Origin of the sequence: Endozoicomonas sp. ISHI1 (assembly GCF_024606225.1) — a bacterium.
Classification (GTDB): domain Bacteria; phylum Pseudomonadota; class Gammaproteobacteria; order Pseudomonadales; family Endozoicomonadaceae; genus Endozoicomonas_A.
Window position 1 is genome coordinate 1 of sequence record NZ_JAGRPU010000065.1, and the last position, 18,591, is coordinate 18,591.

General features: G+C 49.1%; 19 protein-coding genes, 1 tRNA gene and 2 rRNA genes. 14 read left to right on the forward strand and 8 right to left on the reverse strand.

Going from position 1 to position 18,591, the window contains the following annotated elements:
* Nucleotides 1-121 precede the first annotated feature (121 nt).
* From mlaD to KBW69_RS22255, 3 genes are read right to left on the reverse strand one after another with little or no spacing between them, the layout of a single operon-like run.
* On the reverse strand, nt 122-583 hold the full coding sequence (mlaD, locus tag KBW69_RS22245; RefSeq protein WP_257254233.1) for an outer membrane lipid asymmetry maintenance protein MlaD: 462 nt from the start codon (nt 581-583) through the stop codon (nt 122-124).
* Nucleotide 584: 1 nt separating this feature from the next.
* Nucleotides 585-1,379: a lipid asymmetry maintenance ABC transporter permease subunit MlaE gene (gene mlaE / locus KBW69_RS22250; protein WP_257254232.1), complete on the reverse strand. Its 795-nt coding sequence runs from the start codon at nt 1,377-1,379 to the stop codon at nt 585-587.
* Nucleotides 1,376-2,191, reverse strand: a complete 816-nt coding sequence (locus tag KBW69_RS22255) for an ATP-binding cassette domain-containing protein (protein ID WP_257254230.1) — start codon at nt 2,189-2,191, stop codon at nt 1,376-1,378. The genes mlaE and KBW69_RS22255 overlap by 4 nt, the downstream gene beginning before the upstream one ends.
* A 391-nt stretch (nt 2,192-2,582) precedes the next feature.
* Here KBW69_RS22255 and KBW69_RS22260 point away from each other — a divergent pair, with 391 nt between their 5' ends.
* The 12 genes from KBW69_RS22260 (at nt 2,583) to mgtE (ending at nt 13,160) form a co-directional block, all read left to right on the forward strand.
* Nucleotides 2,583-3,533, forward strand: coding sequence for a calcium/sodium antiporter (locus KBW69_RS22260; RefSeq protein ID WP_257282335.1), 951 nt, complete (start codon nt 2,583-2,585; stop codon nt 3,531-3,533).
* A gap of 202 nt (nt 3,534-3,735) precedes the next feature.
* Nucleotides 3,736-4,710 carry a KpsF/GutQ family sugar-phosphate isomerase gene (locus KBW69_RS22265; protein ID WP_257282336.1) on the forward strand — a complete coding sequence of 325 codons (975 nt, stop codon included), beginning with the start codon at nt 3,736-3,738 and terminating at the stop codon, nt 4,708-4,710.
* Nucleotides 4,710-5,243, forward strand: coding sequence for a KdsC family phosphatase (locus KBW69_RS22270; protein ID WP_373690729.1), 534 nt, complete (start codon nt 4,710-4,712; stop codon nt 5,241-5,243). Before KBW69_RS22265 ends, KBW69_RS22270 begins: the two co-directional genes overlap by 1 nt.
* Nucleotides 5,244-5,576: 333 nt before the next feature.
* Nucleotides 5,577-6,149, forward strand: coding sequence for an LPS export ABC transporter periplasmic protein LptC (lptC, locus tag KBW69_RS22275; protein WP_257252646.1), 573 nt, complete (start codon nt 5,577-5,579; stop codon nt 6,147-6,149).
* Nucleotides 6,133-6,720 (forward strand): lipopolysaccharide transport periplasmic protein LptA, encoded by a 588-nt coding sequence (lptA, locus tag KBW69_RS22280; RefSeq protein WP_257282338.1) that lies wholly within the window; start codon nt 6,133-6,135, stop codon nt 6,718-6,720. The genes lptC and lptA overlap by 17 nt, the downstream gene beginning before the upstream one ends.
* Before the next feature lie 106 nt (nt 6,721-6,826).
* A complete protein-coding gene (gene lptB / locus KBW69_RS22285) occupies nt 6,827-7,552 on the forward strand; it encodes an LPS export ABC transporter ATP-binding protein (protein WP_257282339.1) in 726 nt (241 codons plus the stop codon).
* Nucleotides 7,553-7,809: 257 nt separating this feature from the next.
* A complete protein-coding gene (locus KBW69_RS22290) occupies nt 7,810-9,264 on the forward strand; it encodes an RNA polymerase factor sigma-54 (protein WP_257282340.1) in 1,455 nt (484 codons plus the stop codon).
* A 170-nt stretch (nt 9,265-9,434) separates the two neighbouring features.
* Entirely contained in the window at nt 9,435-9,746 is a 312-nt protein-coding gene (hpf, locus tag KBW69_RS22295) for a ribosome hibernation-promoting factor, HPF/YfiA family (protein ID WP_257253920.1), read from the forward strand.
* A 14-nt stretch (nt 9,747-9,760) separates the two neighbouring features.
* Nucleotides 9,761-10,213: a PTS sugar transporter subunit IIA gene (locus KBW69_RS22300; protein ID WP_257253917.1), complete on the forward strand. Its 453-nt coding sequence runs from the start codon at nt 9,761-9,763 to the stop codon at nt 10,211-10,213.
* A gap of 268 nt (nt 10,214-10,481) precedes the next feature.
* A complete protein-coding gene (gene rapZ, locus KBW69_RS22305) occupies nt 10,482-11,339 on the forward strand; it encodes an RNase adapter RapZ (RefSeq protein ID WP_257253916.1) in 858 nt (285 codons plus the stop codon).
* Nucleotides 11,339-11,608 (forward strand): HPr family phosphocarrier protein, encoded by a 270-nt coding sequence (locus tag KBW69_RS22310; RefSeq protein WP_257253913.1) that lies wholly within the window; start codon nt 11,339-11,341, stop codon nt 11,606-11,608. The genes rapZ and KBW69_RS22310 overlap by 1 nt, the downstream gene beginning before the upstream one ends.
* A 193-nt stretch (nt 11,609-11,801) precedes the next feature.
* Nucleotides 11,802-13,160: a magnesium transporter gene (gene mgtE / locus KBW69_RS22315; protein ID WP_257253912.1), complete on the forward strand. Its 1,359-nt coding sequence runs from the start codon at nt 11,802-11,804 to the stop codon at nt 13,158-13,160.
* Between the two features lie 55 nt (nt 13,161-13,215).
* Here mgtE and pmbA read toward each other — a convergent pair whose 3' ends face one another.
* Complete coding sequence (gene pmbA, locus KBW69_RS22320; protein WP_257282341.1) at nt 13,216-14,571, reverse strand: metalloprotease PmbA; 1,356 nt, start codon at nt 14,569-14,571, stop codon at nt 13,216-13,218.
* A gap of 216 nt (nt 14,572-14,787) precedes the next feature.
* Between pmbA and yjgA the strand changes: the two genes are divergently transcribed.
* Entirely contained in the window at nt 14,788-15,321 is a 534-nt protein-coding gene (yjgA, locus tag KBW69_RS22325) for a ribosome biogenesis factor YjgA (protein ID WP_257253910.1), read from the forward strand.
* A 29-nt stretch (nt 15,322-15,350) separates the two neighbouring features.
* Here yjgA and KBW69_RS22330 read toward each other — a convergent pair whose 3' ends face one another.
* Entirely contained in the window at nt 15,351-16,064 is a 714-nt protein-coding gene (locus KBW69_RS22330; RefSeq protein ID WP_257282342.1) for a glycerophosphoryl diester phosphodiesterase, read from the reverse strand.
* 105 nt (nt 16,065-16,169) lie between these two features.
* Between KBW69_RS22330 and KBW69_RS22335 the strand changes: the two genes are divergently transcribed.
* Nucleotides 16,170-17,771, forward strand: a complete 1,602-nt coding sequence (locus KBW69_RS22335; RefSeq protein ID WP_257282343.1) for an FGGY-family carbohydrate kinase — start codon at nt 16,170-16,172, stop codon at nt 17,769-17,771.
* A 20-nt stretch (nt 17,772-17,791) separates the two neighbouring features.
* Here the strand turns inward: KBW69_RS22335 and KBW69_RS22340 are convergent.
* From KBW69_RS22340 to rrf (KBW69_RS22350), 3 genes are all read right to left on the reverse strand, one after another.
* A tRNA-His gene (locus KBW69_RS22340) sits at nt 17,792-17,867 on the reverse strand.
* Nucleotides 17,868-18,269: 402 nt separating this feature from the next.
* Nucleotides 18,270-18,385, reverse strand: a 5S ribosomal RNA gene (gene rrf / locus KBW69_RS22345).
* Between the two features lie 80 nt (nt 18,386-18,465).
* Nucleotides 18,466-18,581, reverse strand: a 5S ribosomal RNA gene (gene rrf, locus KBW69_RS22350).
* Nucleotides 18,582-18,591: the final 10 nt, after the last annotated feature.

Sequence of the window (18,591 nt, forward strand, 5' to 3'; positions counted from 1 at the left end):
ATAAATTGGTCTAAAAATTCCTGCTTCTTCGTCAAATAGCTCGCTATTCTCCTCAGAAGCAGAAATTTTTATCCTCAATTTCTTGCAATCCTCGCTACGGACGCTTAAGTCCGACAGGCTGCTAGTCCTTATCGACTGAACCCAGAAGGAATTTGCCAATCAACTCTTCCAGAATAACAGCTGACTGGGTATCCTCGAAGCGACCACCGGGTTTGATGTAGTTTGTATCTCCGCCAATACTGATACCAATATATTTCTCACCCAAAAGCCCTGCTGTCACGATGGAGGCGGTGCTGTCGCTGGGTATGTTATCTATATGAGAATCGATTTCCATCTCAACCTTGGCCATATAGGTCTGCTTGTCGAGTTCAACCTTGGTGACTCTGCCAATGATGACACCGGCCAGGGCTACTTTGGCTCTTGGCTTAAGGGTTCCGGTGTTATCAAACATGGCTGTCACGGTGTAGGTTTGCCTGCCGCTTTCCAATGAAAGCCCACTGACTTTTAGTGCCAGTACAACCAGCGCCAGCATCCCGGCCAACATAAAACCGCCGACACTTATCTCTACCGTTCTCATCCGCATCTTAGAGTTCTCCAAACATGACAGCGGTCAAAATAAAATCCAGCCCCAGAATGGCTAGTGAAGAGTAAACAACCGTCCTTGTTGTGGCCCGGCTGACGCCCTCTGAAGTGGGGATGGCATCATACCCCTGGAATACGGCTATCCAGGTCACGACAAAACCAAATACAAGACTTTTGATCAGCCCATTGCCTATATCCGCCACCAGACTGACCGAAGCCTGCATAGTGGCCCAGAAAGAGCCCTCATAAATACCCAGCCAATCCACGCCGACCATCACTGCTCCCAATATACCGACCAGACTGAAAATGGCGGCCAGCAATGGCATGGAGATAACCCCTGCCCAGAATCGCGGAGCAATGACCCGCTTGAGTGGATCAACCCCGATCATTTCCATACTGGACAGTTGTTCCGTAGTTTTCATCAAACCTATTTCAGCCGTCAGGGCAGAGCCTGCTCGTCCGGCGAACAGCAGAGCTGTAACAACCGGCCCCAACTCTCTCAGGAGGCTGAGAGCCACCATCTGCCCCACCGCATCTTCCGAGCCGTATCGAATCAGAATATTGTAACCCTGCAACGCCAATACCATGCCAATAAACAGCCCTGACACAGTAACAATAATCAGCGACATTACGCCGACGCTGTAGAGCTGCTGAACTAATAAGGAGAAGCGTTTACTGAAGCCGGCACGGGAGAAAATAGCCAGCACAAGAAAAATACCTGCCCGACCCACGGATTGAATCTGATCCAGCCCAAAACGACCGAGCTGTGTCACTCTGTCAAGAATACCTGTACTCATCCAGTCCCCCCACCCAACAATACTTCTTTATAATCTGGTGCCGGGTAATGGAATGGCACCGGACCATCGGAAAGCCCATTCATAAACTGCTTAATCCTTGAATCAGTGGAGTTCATCAGACTGTCCGGCTCACCCTGACCAATCAATTCACCGTCGGCTAACAGGTAGAGATAGTCCGAAATGGATGCCGTTTCATGAAGGTCGTGTGATACCACGATACTGGTGATATTCAGTGCTTCGTTCAACATCCTGATCAGTTTGACCAGCACGCCCATAGCTATGGGATCCTGCCCTACAAAGGGCTCGTCGTACATCACCATGGCCGGATCCAGTGCTATAGCTCTGGCCAGTGCCACGCGACGGTTCATCCCACCTGACAGTTCTGCTGGCATCAACGACCACGCCCCCCGCAGCCCCACCGCCTCCAGTTTCATAAACACAATATCCCGAATCATTGGCTCAGCCAGCCTGGTATGAATGCGCAGAGGGAAGGCGACATTTTCAAACACCGACAAATCGGTAAAGAGAGCACCGCTCTGAAAAAGCATGCCCATTTTGCGGCGGGTACGAAACAGCTCTTCACGGGAGAGCAAATCAAGATTCTGGCCATCCACAAAGATCTGTCCGGAGTCAGAGCGAAGTTGACGCCCAATTAAACGCAATAACGTTGTTTTACCGGTACCGGACGGCCCCATAATACCGACCACCTTTCCCCTTGGGATGGTGATATCAACATTTTTGAAAATAGTTCGATCGCCGCGATGGAACGTCAAACCATGGATCTCTATAAAGTTATCACTTGCCTCTGACATTGGAAGGCGATTCCTTGTATATGTATGGACTGCACCAAGCAGTAACCGACACTACCTGACAGCTTACCACTACCCGCCTCTCATTATGACGACTCTCGGCTACTTTTTGAACTATCAGTACGTATCCTTATTAGTATCACGACATCCAAACTGCTTCTTTACTGGCTATTTACTATCTTTTCACTATCAACAGACTTAGACTCAACGATTTCCACTTAAGCCTGGATTGGTTGATCCATGCTAACAAACTCGTCGATCCCGAGAATGACTGCCTCCTTTCCAGATAATGGTTTTTTAACAAAAAAATGGCTAAATAAAATCATCTTGCCGCTTCCAATGTAAAAAAACCATTTCGGCCAGTCGCCCCAAATTAGATAAGAGAATTCCTCCTATGCTCATTGCCCTTGCTGCCATTCTGGTTGGCTTTATTATCCTGACCTGGAGTGCAGACTGTTTTGTTGCAGGTGCTGCTGCCACAGCCAGCAATCTGAACGTGTCAAGAATGTTAATCGGTTTGACAGTGGTCTCTATAGGCACCTCTGCACCTGAAATCCTGGTCTCTCTGACGGCTGCCCTGCAAGGATTCCCGGGGCTGGCAGTGGGCAACGCCATGGGTTCAAACATCGCCAACATAGGTCTGGTTCTGGGTGTTACTGCCCTTATAGCTCCCCTGCCTGTTAAGAAAGCTCTGACAAAAAGGGAAATCCCTCTTCTACTGGTGATCACCATTGTTGCCGGCCTCTGCGTTGCCAATGGTTATCTGGGCAGAATAGATGGCTTGATCCTGCTGGCAGGCCTTGTCATTACCCTCTACCTGTTGATTCACTGGCAGAAACAACACCCGGATGAGTCAGTAGTGGAAGATGAGGAAATTCCAGAACTCTCTCCGGCAAAAGCCTGGTTCATGCTGGGTTCTGGTCTTTTATTATTATTGTGCAGCTCACAGCTGCTGGTATGGGGAGCCACTGAGATCGCCAGGACCTTGGGCATCAGCGATCTGGTGATCGGGCTGACGATTGTCGCCATTGGTACCAGCCTGCCAGAACTGGCTGCTTCCATTACCAGTGCCATAAAAGGCCACCATGATATTGCCTTGGGCAATGTGATCGGCTCTAACACATTTAACCTCCTGGCAGTTCTCTCCATGCCTGGACTGGTAGCTCCCGGAGCACTGGACAAAGCGGTTATACTGCGAGATTATCCCGTCATGCTGGGCATGACGATACTGTTGACCCTGATTTGCCTGATTGGCAGGAAACCTCGACATTTAGGCAGAGTGGCTGGCGTTTTTCTGCTCTCAATATACGCCCTCTACAATGTCTGGCTATTTATTCAGCACTGACTTTCTGAGGCTGGGCTGACTCCGGTCAGCTCTATCATCTAGTGTCTGCGCCACCCCGGCTCCGTGAGTCTGTTAATGCTTACAGTATCGGGATCTGGAAAGAACTGGCCCTACTGCACAGGCTCTACTGCAGCCATCCCGAACTGTTACTGTGGCAAAAGGCACTATAGAATAACCGAGTCACAACTAATCTGTATGCAATATGACTACTGACGAGCCGTTTATCTCAATTGGTCGCCGCACCATTACCATGGAACTGGAAGCCGTTCAGAGCCTGATCGACAGGATCGACAGCAGCTTTGCTAAAGCCTGCCGCGTTATGCTGGAATGCCGTGGTCGGATTATTGTCGTTGGCATGGGCAAGTCGGGACATATTGCCCGTAAACTTGCCGCAACCCTGGCCAGTACCGGTACCCCTGCATATTTTGTACATCCGGGGGAAGCCAGCCACGGAGATATGGGCATGGTCACCCATGAAGACGTGGTTCTGGCTCTCTCCAATTCTGGCGAAACCAGCGAGGTCATTACCCTCCTGCCGCTATTGAAAAGACTCGGCACCCCCCTGATCAGCATGACCGGCAACCCGGATTCGACGCTGGCCAAAGATGCTGAAGCCCATCTCAACACCGGGGTTGAAAAAGAAGCATGCCCTCTTGACCTCGCACCTACCTCCAGCACTACCACAGCTCTGGTAATGGGTGATGCGTTGGCTATAGCTCTGCTAGAAGCCCGTGGATTCACCGCTGAAGATTTTGCTTTTTCTCATCCTGGTGGCTCACTTGGTAAACGGCTGCTTCTTAAAGTAAAAGACATCATGCATATTGGCAGACGGGTACCAGAGGTTCCTTTGGGCACACCAATGAGTGATGCCCTGCTGGAAGTGACTCGCAAAGGACTGGGGATGACTGCCATTGTTGATAACCAACGCCATGTCATTGGCATTTTCACTGACGGTGACCTGCGCCGGGCTCTGGACAAGGGCGTTGACCCCAAATCGACACTGATTGATGAAGTGATGACCGGCCACTGCAAAACTATCAACCCTGAAATCCTTGCGGCTGAAGCCCTGAAGATTATGGATGACCGGAAAATTAACGCACTGATCTGCGTGGATGATGACAATGAATTGATTGGTGCCATCAACATGCACGATTTACTGAAAGCAGGCGTAGTATGATCAGCTCTTCACTGCAGTCCGCTGCTGCCCGTGTTCGTTTGGCCGTTTTCGATGTCGACGGCGTTCTCACTGACGGCAAACTGCTTTTTGGTGAGCATGGCGAATCACTCAAAATATTCAACACTCTGGATGGTCATGGCCTGAAAATGCTCAAGCAGTCAGGTGTAAAAACGGCCATTATCACCGGCCGCCGGTCCGTGTTTGTTGAAAAACGAGCTTCTGACCTGGATGTAGATTTTCTCTATCAGGGCCGTGAAGACAAATTCATCGCCCTACAAGAGTTACTTCAGGATGAGGGTCAGGGTTTGAGCCTGGATGAGGTGGCCTACATCGGTGATGATCTGCCCGATCTTCCGGCCATTCGACAGGTTGGTTTTGGTTGTACTGTTCCAAACGGACACTACTACGTTCGTGAACACTCACCCGCCATCACTTCTAATTATGGAGGCGCAGGTGCAGCCAGAGAATTCTGTGACTTCATCCTCGCAGCCAAAGGCAAGCTGGATACTATGCTGGCCAGTTACCTGAAATAGAGTTAAAAACACCTCAAATGTCGCTGTAATGGCTTTCAGTCAGGCATCTATCGGACTCTGGACAGCGACATTTTTATAATTTGAGCACTATTTGACAATAGTAAAAGACAACCTTTTAACTTCATTTCACAAGGACGATAGTCAATGTCTAGCCTTTGAAAACATTCACCTACAGTCTCTGATGATCAAAAAAAATCATGATAGACTCTACTCATTTACTGCGAGAATGCTGTCGCCTGCAAAAACGGGCCACCATTTTCCTGAACAGCCTTCTTTTGTCGGTATCTGATCATGCAGATTCTGACTGGATTGTGACCCGGAGCCAATGACTTGATGCTCAATCGGAACTTAATGCTGGTTGCTTTTCTGATGCTGACATTGGTCGGCATTGGCTATTGGGCTTATGACAGCAACCTCCACGTGGGGGTTCAGGGAAAACAGCCTCTGGTTCGAGAAAACGCTGACTACTATTTCATCGATACCCAAATCACCCAATACAACGAGGAGGGTGAACTGGATTACACATTGATTTCAGACAGCATCACCCATTACCCGCATAACGATACAACATTGTTGCAGGCCCCCCACCTGGAGAACTTCAGCAACCCCCAAAAACCCATGGTTGCCGATGCCCTTTATGGCAAACTGTTACCCGGCAACGAGGATATAGAGCTCTGGGATCAAGTAGTAATGACCCAGACGGACCTTAACAATAGCAGCCAGGTGCGCATAGACACTGATTTTATGACCATATACTCTGATAAGGGACTGGCAGTGACTGATCGACCGGTACTGATCACCAACGACACTGGACGTACACGTGCCATTGGTATGGAGGCTTTCTACATCGAGAGTCTGGTTAAACTCAAGTCTAGGGTAAGAGGATTTCATGAGCCAAAGCCATGAGCAGGCCAAGCGCCTTGATCCAAATCTGCGGTCAGACAGAAAGAGCCGTCGCAGAGGGATTGCACATTACCTGATGCTGGGAGCCATGGTAATGCTTCCAGTCATGGCACAAGCACTGCCATCAGACCGGCAGAAGCCTATCGAGATCGAATCCAACACAGCAGATATCGATAACAAAAAGGGCATCTCCATCTATATGGGGGATGTTGTGATGGTCCAGGGTACTACCCGGATTACCGGAGACAAGGTGACTGTATACTCTGTCCGGCAAGAAGTTAAGAAGATCGTGGCAGAAGGCTACAAGAAAAGGGCTTACTACGAAGAGCAACAGCCTGATAATCAGGGCATCCTGCAAGCTTGGGGACATACTATCGACTATCAGGTGGCTGGCGATAAGATCCAACTGATCAAACAGGCAAAGTTGACCCGCAAGGGTGATACCTTCACAGGTGAACGTATTGATTACGACCTGTCCAAACAGACTGTGAATGCCAAGGGCAGTGAGAACAAAAGCAGCCCGGATGGTCGGGTCAAAATGATTTACCAGCCCAAACCCGAGAAACAGCAGTAGTACTAGAATCCCATTACACATACTGCTTAATGACTCGACAGGCAACAGACCTGAAAGGTTGTCAGAACAACGACAGCCAACTTTTAAACAGGAAGACAGACTCCGGATGGCAACGCTTAAGGCAGAACATCTCAGCAAAAGCTACAAGGGCAGACAGGTCGTCAAAGACGTTTCCTTGGCTGTCGACAGCGGTCAGATTGTCGGACTTCTTGGCCCCAACGGGGCCGGAAAAACTACCTGCTTTTACATGATTGTAGGTCTCGTAAAAGCAGACGGTGGGCAGGTAGACCTCAGTGGCCAGAATTTAACTCATGAACCTATGCACGGCCGTGCCAGAGCCGGAGTAGGTTACCTGCCACAGGAAGTGTCTATTTTCAGGAAATTGACGGTCACCGACAACCTGCTTTCCATACTGGAAACCCGTTCCGACCTCTCCAGAAAAGATCGCATGGCAAAAATGGAGTCATTACTGGAAGAGTTCAATATCAATCATATCAGGGACAATCCCGGTATGAGTCTTTCTGGTGGCGAAAAACGCAGGGTAGAAATTGCCCGCGCCCTTTGCACTGACCCAAAATTTATTCTGCTTGATGAACCCTTTGCCGGTGTCGACCCCATTTCTGTTGGCGATATCAAGGCGATAATCACTCACTTGAAAGCCCGGGACATCGGAGTCCTGATCACCGATCACAATGTACGGGAAACGCTGGATATCTGCGAGAAGGCCTATATTGTCAGTGAAGGCACTATTATTGCTGAAGGTAATAGTCAGGCCGTCCTGGCTAACCAAAGGGTTCGTGACGTCTATCTCGGACATCAGTTTAGTCTCTGATCATCTCTGGGAGGGTGTCGTCAAAGTAGCGAGCAAAGCTGTTGACCTGGTCTGTTTTCAAACTTTTGTTCTCAGTGTTTCATGGCTGTCGTGATGAATCCACTTTCCCGAAGCTTCAGATGTGATTATAATCGCGAGACATGGAGAGTAGCCCAATCAAAATAATGAGCACGCACTGAGAAATAACTGTCAGGGGCTGATGGCATTAAATCCGCCCCCTCAGTGCAGACCCCGAAGTAAAGGTATACCGTTGCCCTATGAAGCCATCCTTACAGCTAAAAATGGGCCAGCAGCTGACCATGACACCTCAGCTGCAACAGGCCATAAGGCTTCTACAACTTTCCACTCTGGATCTTCAGCAGGAAATCCAGGAAGCTCTTGAATCCAACCCGATGTTGGAGTCTGAAGAGTCTGTCGAAGAACCATCTGTATCCCTCGATGAAGGGGAGCAGCCTGTTGACTTCAGTGAAAAAGCGGAGCAGCCTCCTGAACCGGAAGAGCCTGAGTGGGCCGATAGCATTCCCAATGACCTGCCCGTTGACTCCGGATGGGATGATATCTACTCCAGCCTGCCCGCCTCAGTCGATGAAGAACATGACCCTTTTGCTCGCTCCCGCGCTGCTGAGTCCCTTCAGGACTATCTGGAATGGCAGTTAAACCTGACTCCCATGACAGATAGAGACAGGCTAATGGGCCTGGCTGTGATAGAAGCCACTAACAATGATGGCTACCTGACCCACCCCCTGCAAGATATTTATCTGTCACTGCAGGAGCAGATAGAGGAACTCGCGTTTGAAGAATTGCAGGTCATGCAACGACGGATTCTTCACTTTGACCCGGTGGGTTGCGCCAGTGCCAATCTGAAAGAATGCCTCGAAGTTCAACTCAATCAACTGCCAAAAGAAACCCACTTCCTCAGAGAAGCACGCCTTCTGATCCAGAATCATCTACCGGCACTGGGTAGTCGTGACTACGCTCAGATCATGCGGCGTACCCGCCTCAAAGAACATCAACTCAGAGAAGCCCTTCATCTGGTTCAGAGCCTCAATCCCAGACCCGGAGCCGAAATCGGTCAGGCACAGACAGAATACGTCACCCCTGATATTTCAGTCACCAAAATCAAGGACCGCTGGGCGGTTGAGCTGAACTCAGAGTCCCTGCCCAGGCTTCGCATCAACAACAATTACGCCTCAATGGTACAGCGTGCCAATAACAGTCGTGACAATGTATTTATGAAGAACCAGCTGCAGGAAGCCCGCTGGTTTCTGAAAAACCTCCAGAGTCGTAACGAAACCCTGCTAAAAGTTGCCGGCAAGATTGTTGAATTTCAGAAAGAGTTTCTGGAGCTGGGTGAACAGGCTATGAAGCCTCTGGTGTTGGCCGACATCGCTCAGGCGGTGGATATGCACGAATCCACCATTTCCAGGGTCACTACCCAGAAATATATGCACACCCCAAGAGGCGTGTTTGAACTGAAATACTTTTTCTCCAGCCACGTCAGCACAGACTCTGGCGGTGAGTGCTCTTCAACAGCCATCAGAGCTTTGATTAAGAAACTGGTATCCGATGAAAACCCAAAAAAACCACTGAGCGATAACAAAATTGCCGGTTTGCTGGGTGAGCAGGGAATTAAAGTGGCCAGAAGGACCATCGCCAAATATCGCGAATCGATGAACATTCCACCATCGAATGAACGCAAGCAACTTATCTGAGCTTTCAGCGGTTGAGGTAAACGGCCCTTATACCACAAATCGCCCCTTAGGTTTTTTGTCTCAGAACAACGCCAACTGTCATTGACAGTGATAGACTTTCAATCAGGGCTGCCCGTAAAATCCCGGGGGCAGTCCAATGTCAAGAATCGGGATCAGCAGGAGAGCGTTACATGCAAGTCAACATCAGTGGACATCATGTAGAGGTGACTGAGGCTCTGAAAGATTATGTCACCAAGAAACTCGACCGCCTTGCCGCCCACTTTGATCAGATCACTAACGTTCAGGTCACCCTGAGTGTTGAGAAATTGAAGCACAAAGTGGAAGCGACTCTGCACGTTCGCGGGGCGGATATCAATGCAACCGCTGAGGCTGAAGATATGTACGCTGCTATTGACGACATGTCGGACAAACTGGACCGACAACTGGTAAAACACAAAGAGAAGACGCTTGACCGGCTACAGGGTGCCAGTGGCCGCCTGTAAGCATCGATCGTTGTATGATTATCAAAAACATTCTTACCCCCGGGCGCACCCTATGTGATGTGCAGGGGGCCAGCAAAAAGAAAGTCCTGGAAATTGTCGCGGAAATCATCTGTGAACATGTTCCCGCCATAAACACCAAGGATCTGTTTAACAAGCTGATTAACAGAGAGCGACTCGGTACCACCGGTTTAGGCAAAGGAATAGCCCTGCCTCACTGTCGCTCCAGTGCCTGTCAACATCCCACCGGACTTCTGATCAAACTGTCCGAACCAGTTGATTTTGATTCTGTGGATAAACAACCGGTCGATCTGGTGTTCGCACTCATTGTTCCGGAAGAAAATACACAGGAGCATCTCAATATACTGCAGGCTGTGGCTGAACGCTTTCAATCAGAAATATTGCTGAGCCAGATGCGAGCAGCAAAAAACCCCAAAGCGCTGTATAACATCATCTGCAGCCCTGTTTAACAGGTAAATAAAAAACATTTTGCATGCCCATCTGGAAACGGAGGCGGGCAAAATGTTTTTTGGCCTGCAAGAACCCTGTTGACTTCCTTCACTATCGTGACTTGAAACCTATTTATCCTTCAAAAATGCATGGATAGAAATATCCGGACTATGCTTGAAATAAAAGAAAGCGACTGGTTCTAATCTCATTGGGTTTTGATAGACTTGCCCCACTCGGAATCAGGTGAGAAGCCTGTTTGCACAGTCAAACAATCGGGAAGGACACTCCATGAAGTTGGTCATCATCAGCGGACGTTCAGGCTCTGGCAAAAGTTCCGCGCTTCACGCCCTTGAAGATGAAGGCTTTTACTGTGTAGACAACTTGCCTGCCAGCATGTTGAACGAATTGCCGACCAATCTCAAAAGCAATCTGCTCGAACCTCACCGCATGGCTGTCAGTTTGGATGTTCGTAATGTACCCGGCGCTCTGGAACGCTTTCCGGCATTGTTGGAAAAGTTGAAAAAACAGGAGGTTGAGTGTCAGGTCATCTTTCTGGACGCAGACAGCGACACCCTGATGAAGCGGTACAGCTCGACACGCCGTCGCCACCCTCTCAGCAATGATGAGCGTTCTCTGAAAGAAGCGATCAATCTGGAAAAGAAACTGCTGGCTCCTCTGGCTGAAGAAGCCGACATAAGGCTGGACACTTCACCACTGTCTGTCCATGAAATCAGAGAACAAATAAGACAGCGAATATGCGGCGCCACGAGCAAGAGTATGACGCTGATGATCCAGTCGTTTGGCTTCAAGCACGGCATGCCGATTGATGCTGACTTTGTTTTTGATGTTCGCTGTTTACCTAATCCTTTCTGGATTGAAGCGTTAAGATCTTACACAGGCCAAGATAAGCCCGTTAAAGATTTTCTGGCGGCTGAACCCATGGTAAATGAGATGTTTGAAGATCTCTGCAGATTCGTGGAAAAATGGTTACCGAGGTTCGAATCCGGACAGCGCAGTTATATGACGATTGCAATCGGGTGTACCGGCGGGCAGCACCGCTCCGTATTTATCAGTGAAAAACTGAGCGAGTGGCTCAAGGAACGTTTTGACTGTGTTCAGGTCAGACATCGGGAGCTTTCAAAATAATGATCCAGAAGCAGATCACCATTATTAATAAACTCGGTCTCCATGCACGGGCAGCATCTAAATTTGTTTCCACAACTTCGGCTTTCACCAGTCAGGTGAAAGTGGGCTTCGACGGCCGTGAGGTGGATGGAAAAAGTATCATGGCCGTCATGATGCTGGCGGCAGGAAAAGGCTCTGTCCTTGATTTAACATTTGAAGGCCATGATGAAGAAGAGGCCTGTACAGCGTTGTGCAATCTGATCAATGATTTTTTTGAAGAGGGTGAATAATCATCCTTTTCACCATTAAATCTCTGTTTATACTGGTATCTCAAATTGCCTCGCTTGAAAGCGAAAGCTTGTCAGGCACAAAGCAAACGAACAATGACATGCGAAATGACTGAGCCTGACAATCAGACTGGATAGTTGTAGAACAGAAAGTCAACACTCAGTCATTTCTGCCAAAAAAGCCGGGCACGCATCTATGGTACAACAGCTACAACTGAGTATCGGAGACAAGGCATTTCAGGAACTCAACGAGGCCCTTGAACACGGCGTTTCTCCCGAACTCAGGCGTATGCTGAATGGTCTTCCGGCTCCGGATGCGGCTCACTTGCTCGAATCGTCCCCCCCCAAACTTCGCAGCCTTCTCTGGCGCCTGATTGATCGAGAGATGGAAGGCGACGTATTACAGGAACTGAGTGACGAAGTCCGACAGTTTTTCCTGGACAGGATGAACGTGGCAGAGCTGAAAGTGATTACCGAAGGTCAGGACGTGGATGACATAGCAGACCTCCTGCAACAACTGCCCGACACCATCACCCGAAAAGTACTGGATTCCATGGACAGTCAGGATCGGCAAAGGGTAGAAGCCGTCCTCTCTTATCCGGAAGACACAGCCGGCGGACTGATGAATACCGATGTCATCACCATTCGGCCCAGCAGCACTCTCGATGTTGTGCTCCGTTACCTCAGGCGTCATAAGGATATTCCGGAAATGACTGACAGCCTGTTTGTCGTCAACCGCAGAGACGAATACATAGGGGCACTACCCCTGTCAGTACTCCTGACAACAGCCCCTTCAGCCACAGTATTTGAAGTAATGCAGACCGATCTGCAACCCATCGCTGCCAATATGGAAGACAGCCAGGTGGCTCAATTGTTTGAACGGCAGGATCTGGTGTCAGCACCGGTGGTGTCTGAGCAGGGACAGCTACTGGGCCGTATTACGATTGACGACGTGGTGGATGTTATCCGGGAAGAGGCCGAACACTCCATGATGAGCATGGCAGGTCTGGATGACGATGAAGATACCTTTGCCCCCGCACTGAAAACGGCCCGTCGGCGCGCTGTCTGGCTGGGCATCAACCTGATAACAGCCTTTATTGCCGCCTCTGTTATTGGCATGTTTCAGGCCACCATCGATAAGGTCGTTGCACTGGCTGTCCTGATGCCAATTGTTGCAGGAATGGGCGGCAATGCTGGCGGACAGGCTCTGACTCTGGTGATTCGGGGCATGGCGCTGGGTCAGATCAGTAGAACCAACCTGCGGTGGCTACTCAGTCGCGAACTAATGGCAGGATTTCTCAATGGTATTCTCTGGGCCGCTCTGGTTTCCCTGATCGCTTATTTATGGTTCCATGACCCCATCATTGCTCTGGTGATCGCCTGTGCCATGATCATCAATCTCAGTACTGCCGTCATCGTCGGTGCCAGCCTTCCCGTTATTCTCAAATCCATAAATATTGACCCTGCACTGGCTGGCACCATAATACTGACGACAGTATCGGATGTCGTTGGCTTTCTCTCCTTTCTGGGACTGGCTACCTTGTTTTATAGTTAACATTCCAGACTGTTGGATAGCAGACTGCACCGTAGTAGCCTGATCAGCTACTTATTTATTCACCTGCCAGAGTCATCTCACTGATCAGAATCGAACCGGTTTGAATCCCCCCTCTGCGATCATAATCATTCCCTGCAGCAGCCATATTCATAAACATATCTTTCAGGTTTCCAGCGATAGTCACTTCAGAAACAGGGTGCTGTATTTCGCCATGTTCAACCCAGTAGCCTCCTGCACCTCTTGAGTAATCGCCGGTGACAGTATTCACTCCCTGCCCCATCAACTCAGTCACTAGTAAACCCGTTCCCATCTGTTTCAATAGCTCATCCCTGCCGCCTGCATTGCAGTCCAGAAACAGGTTATTGACACCTCCGGCATTAGCGGTACTCTCCATTCCCAGCTTGCGGGCAGAATAAGTACTCAGGAGATAACTGGCCAGAACCCCATCAGAGATAAAGTCCTTGGCCCGAGTAGCTAAACCGTCATTATCAAAACTGGCCGAACCCAGTGCCTTTTTCAGGTGCGGCTGCTCATGGATACGCACCCAGTCAGGAAATATCTGTTGACCCAGATGATCCAGCAGGAATGAAGCTCGGCGATAAAGACTGCCACCACTAATGCCTTCCAACAGGTGGGATACAATACCTGAGGCCACTTCTGCCGCAAACAGGACAGGTACCTGCCCCGTGGGGACTTTTCTGGCACCCAGTCGGGCTAGTGTTCTTTCCGCCGCCTTTTGACCTACATACGAAGCAGACTCCAGATCGTTACCATCACGAGCGACGGTGTACCAATAATCTCTCTGCATTTCACCGGCTTTTTCACCAATCAGAACACAACTTAAACTATGACGACTGGAAATGTAACTGCCAATAAAGCCATGACTGTTACCATAGACACGACATCCCTGGTGGGTACCTACATTGGCACCGTCAGAATTTTTGATTTTGCTACTGAACATTCTGCCAGCTTCTTCGCACTTCAAAGCCAGCTCTATGGCTTCTTCTGCATCGATCCCCCAAGGGTGGTACAGGTCCAGATCTGGCAGTTCAGTCGCCATTAACTCAGCATCAGCAAGCCCGGCACAAGGGTCTTCCGAGGCGTAGCCGGCAATATCGCAAGCTGCCTTCACAGTCTCTCTGATGGCTTCAGATGAACTGTCTGAAGTACTGGCTGATCCTTTTTTCTTTCCCTGATAAACGGTGATACCAAAACCCTGATCACGGTTAAACTCGACCGTTTCAACATCCCCCATTCTGACACCTACCGAGAGGCCTGCGTCCAGACTGACACCGACTTCACAGGCATCTGCCCCCTGACGTCGCGCTTCGTCCAGAATATCACTGACCAGTGTCTTCAGGCGATCCTCTTCAGAGCGGGGATCCAGTACAGCGTTGGTTTTATCACCCATGAACTTCCTGCCTTCCAGAATTATTCGTGTAAGTCCTATTGTGCCGTGCCCGGCTGCAAATGCCCATAGCCAAAGAAAAACAAAACATTAACGATGAATGAGCTGTCCGGACGCTACCATCATTGGCCGGGAAAAGGAGTAACAGCCTTCTCCGCTCATGGCTGAATGTCAATAACTGGAGTAAAATGCAGGCATCTCTTTAGATAGACCCGAATCATGTCAGATCAAGACCCCTACGAATTTGAAGACGACGTTGAAGAAATCATTTACGTCAGCAAATCCGAGCTCAAACGTGATATGGACGAGCTCAAGGCCATGGGTGCCCGTTTAATGGATATGAAGCCAGCCACGCTGGACAAGCTGCCTCTGAATGAGCGCCTCAGGGAAGCACTGGATGAGAGCAAGCGAATTAAAAGCAATAATGCCCGCAAACGGCATTTAGGCTTCATTGGTAAATTGATGCGAGACCAGGAGCTGGAACCGATCCAGAAATTTCTCGACAGCCTGGACTCCACGAGCGAGGAATACAATCGTCGCTTTCACCAATTGGAACGCTGGCGTGACCGCCTGATCAATGAAGGGCATGAGGTTCTCACCGAGTACCTCGACAAATACCCTGACGCCGATCATCAGCACATACGACAACTGGTACGTAACGCCCAAAAGGAAGCCACAAAGGAGAAACCACCCGCGGCTTCCAGAAAACTGTTCAAATACTTGAGAGAAGTAGACGAAGAACACTGCTCTTAAGTAACAACAGAGTGTCAGTCGGCACTCTGTTAACGTATCAAGGAAGGGTTATCCGTAAACACTCCATCAACACCCCATCCTCTTAATCGATCAGCCGTATCCTTTTCGTTAACGGTGTAGCAATACAACTCATAACCTGCGGCTTTGATTTCATGCGCCTTTTTTTCTCTAAGTTTTTTGGCATTCAGATGAATCGTCTTAGCATCAACCTGTCTGGCTTTATGTTTCCAGTTTCGAGGCAACGATTCGAAAAGACAACCGATCCTGCTGTCAGCTTTTGCCCGATACAAGAGCAGAGCCTTATGATTAAAGCTGGATACCAGCAGTTGATCCTCAGGAAAGCAAACTGCCTCCAACACAGCTACCACTTCCTCAATCAGAAGTTTTAAATCGCAACAATTGGGTTTCAACTCAAGATTCAGGCTCAGCTTCAGTTCCTTGATCAAAGTCAGTGTTTCATTCAGTGTTGGCACCTTTTCACCGGTGAACGCTTCTGAAAACCAGCTTCCGGCATCCAGAGTAGCCACCTGATCCAGGCTCATTCTCTTCAAATGCCCGCGTCCTGAAGTGGTTCTGCTCATTGTTGGATCATGAAACATCACCGCTGAGCCATCTCCCAGCAGGGTCACATCCAGCTCTATCCATTTCAGCCCCAAATCGGCTGCTTTCTGAATGCCAGCCAAAGTATTCTCTGGAGCCAAAGCGGCTGCACCTCGATGCCCGATCACTGAGTCCATGAACATATGCTTATCTCTTCAATGCCCGCTGATTAACTTGTCTACTATTATGCTTATTTTCGTGGCAAAAAACCGTATGCAACATGGAAGATTGTTATCAGGGGTATAACGATGCGAGAAGCGCTACTCAGTATTGATGTGGGCACAGCCAGTTTGCGAGCTGCTCTGGTCAACACAAAGGGAAAGATACTGGCAAAGAACATCCAGAAACTAAAGCTCTGGCAGACCTCTGGTATAATGGAACAGTCTTCTGATGACATATATGGCTGTCTCGTTAACTCTATCAGAAAGCTGATTGAGCAATATCACCAGCCAGTGTCTATAAAAGGGATTGGCATTGACGCTACCGCATCCCAGGTTTTACTCAATCACGATCTGGAGCCTCTTCACCTGCCCGGCAATCCGGAAGCCAATATTCTTGGCTGGATGGATCATCGTTCACAACCTCAGTCCCTAATCATTAACAAACAATTCGAATCAGGCTCTGGCCGGAATGCGCCCGCTAAACAAATTCCTGAAATGTGTCTTTCCAAAATGCTCTGGCTCAAGCAGGAACAACCTGAATTATGGTCACAATGCGGGTTAATTCTCGATCTTTATGACTTCATCACCTGGAAGCTCACCGGAGTCATCACCCGAACACCATGCTCCAAGGTCACCTGCGAACCAAAAGAAATACTCAAGGCCCTGAATATTAACAATCCTGAATTGAGACGGGGAGAATTACTTTCACCATGCTCCCCGGTTCCCGGAGGCTTGAGTAACGCTTCAGCAGAAGCAACAGGACTGCCAGCAGGCACAACGGTTGCCACTGGAATGGTTGATGGCTTAGGTGGCAGTCTCGCAGCTCTTGGGCCAATTCATCCGGAAAAAGACAACAGCAGTCTGGAAAGCAGACTCAGCATGGTCGTAGGTACCTCGACAATTTATGTAGCCAGTAGCCGTTCTGCAAGAACCATTGAAGGTGTCTGGGGGCCTATGCCTTCAGCTCTTGAAGGCTTTTACCACAACATAGTTGGACAATCAGCAGCGGGAGCATTGATTGAGCATCTGTTAACCAGCCATCCTTCCTATGCTAAAGCTTTGAATGAATCGAAAAAAAACCACAAGAGCATTTACTCATACCTCAACACTGTTCTGAAAAACATGGCCGGGGACACGCAGAAGCTATCCTTGCTAACTTACGACATTCATCTTTTACCTTATTTCGCCGGTAACCGCTGCCCCAGAATGGATATGAGCCTGAAAGGGATGATGACAGGGCTGAGCCTCGATCAAAGCATTGATAGTCTGGCCCTGACTTACCTGGCCTGTATTCAGGCCATTGCATTGGAAGCCAGACACAACATCGAACGACTTACCCAAAATGGCTACTGCTTCAGCGAACTCCGACCCTGTGGCGGTCTAGCCAAAAATACACTGTTTGTTCAGGAGCATGTCAACATAACAGGTATACGAGCCAAAATGCCTCAGGAACCCGACTGTATGCTGTTAGCAGGCGCCTTATTATCTTCTGTCGCATGTGGAACATACGCTTCTCTGGAAGAAGCGATTCAGGCTATGAGTCAGCAAAAGGAAACACTATACCCTGACACATCGCTTGCAGCATATTGCGACAAAAAATACAGGATTTATCTTGAACTGTATGAGGATCAGAAGAAGTACAACAGGATGATGAGTGGCGAGTTCAGAAACAGAAAAGGCCTGACTTAAAAATCAGACCTTTTTGAAACTGGGGTGGACGATGGGGTTCGAACCCACGACCACCGGAATCACAATCCGGGGCTCTACCAACTGAGCTACGCCCACCACTTCGACGCTTCGGGAAAAAGATGCCATCCCCGAAGACGCGGCTGATTATAAGGAAACCCTACTTCCTTGCAAGCAAAAAATAGCACTTCTGGTAAAAACCGAAATCTTTTTGTCCCGTCGGCTTGAAATAATCCGGATACCCTCCACTCTTGAAAGCAGGGTTTTCCAGAGACCTTTAAGTTTGGTACGTCGATCTGCTGTCATGATCAAACTTCATTTAAAATAAGGGCATTAAAACAGGAGACTTTGATGGTTTTGTTTTTTTTGGGGGGGCGATTTAGGTTTACATATCGCTGATATGTTGTACGGGTTTTCTCTGTGATGGGCTATCCCGTCACAATTCACTGTATAAACAAAAAGGCCCACAAATTTCTTGGTGGGCCTTTTTGTTTATTTAACGCCTGACAGTGACCTACTCTCACATGGGGAAGCCCCACACTACCATCGGCGATGCATCGTTTCACTTCCGAGTTCGGGATGGGATCGGGTGGTTCCAATACTCTGTGGCTATCAGGCAAAACTGGTTTGCTTCAAAGATTACTGATCGACTCGAAGCTAAAACACTGCCATATTTTCAGCGTTTTCAAAATAAGGTGCCTGGCGATGACCTACTCTCACATGGGGAAACCCCACACTACCATCGGCGATCTGTCGTTTCACTTCCGAGTTCGGGATGGGATCGGGTGGTTCCAACACTCTATGGTCACCAGGCAAAACTGGT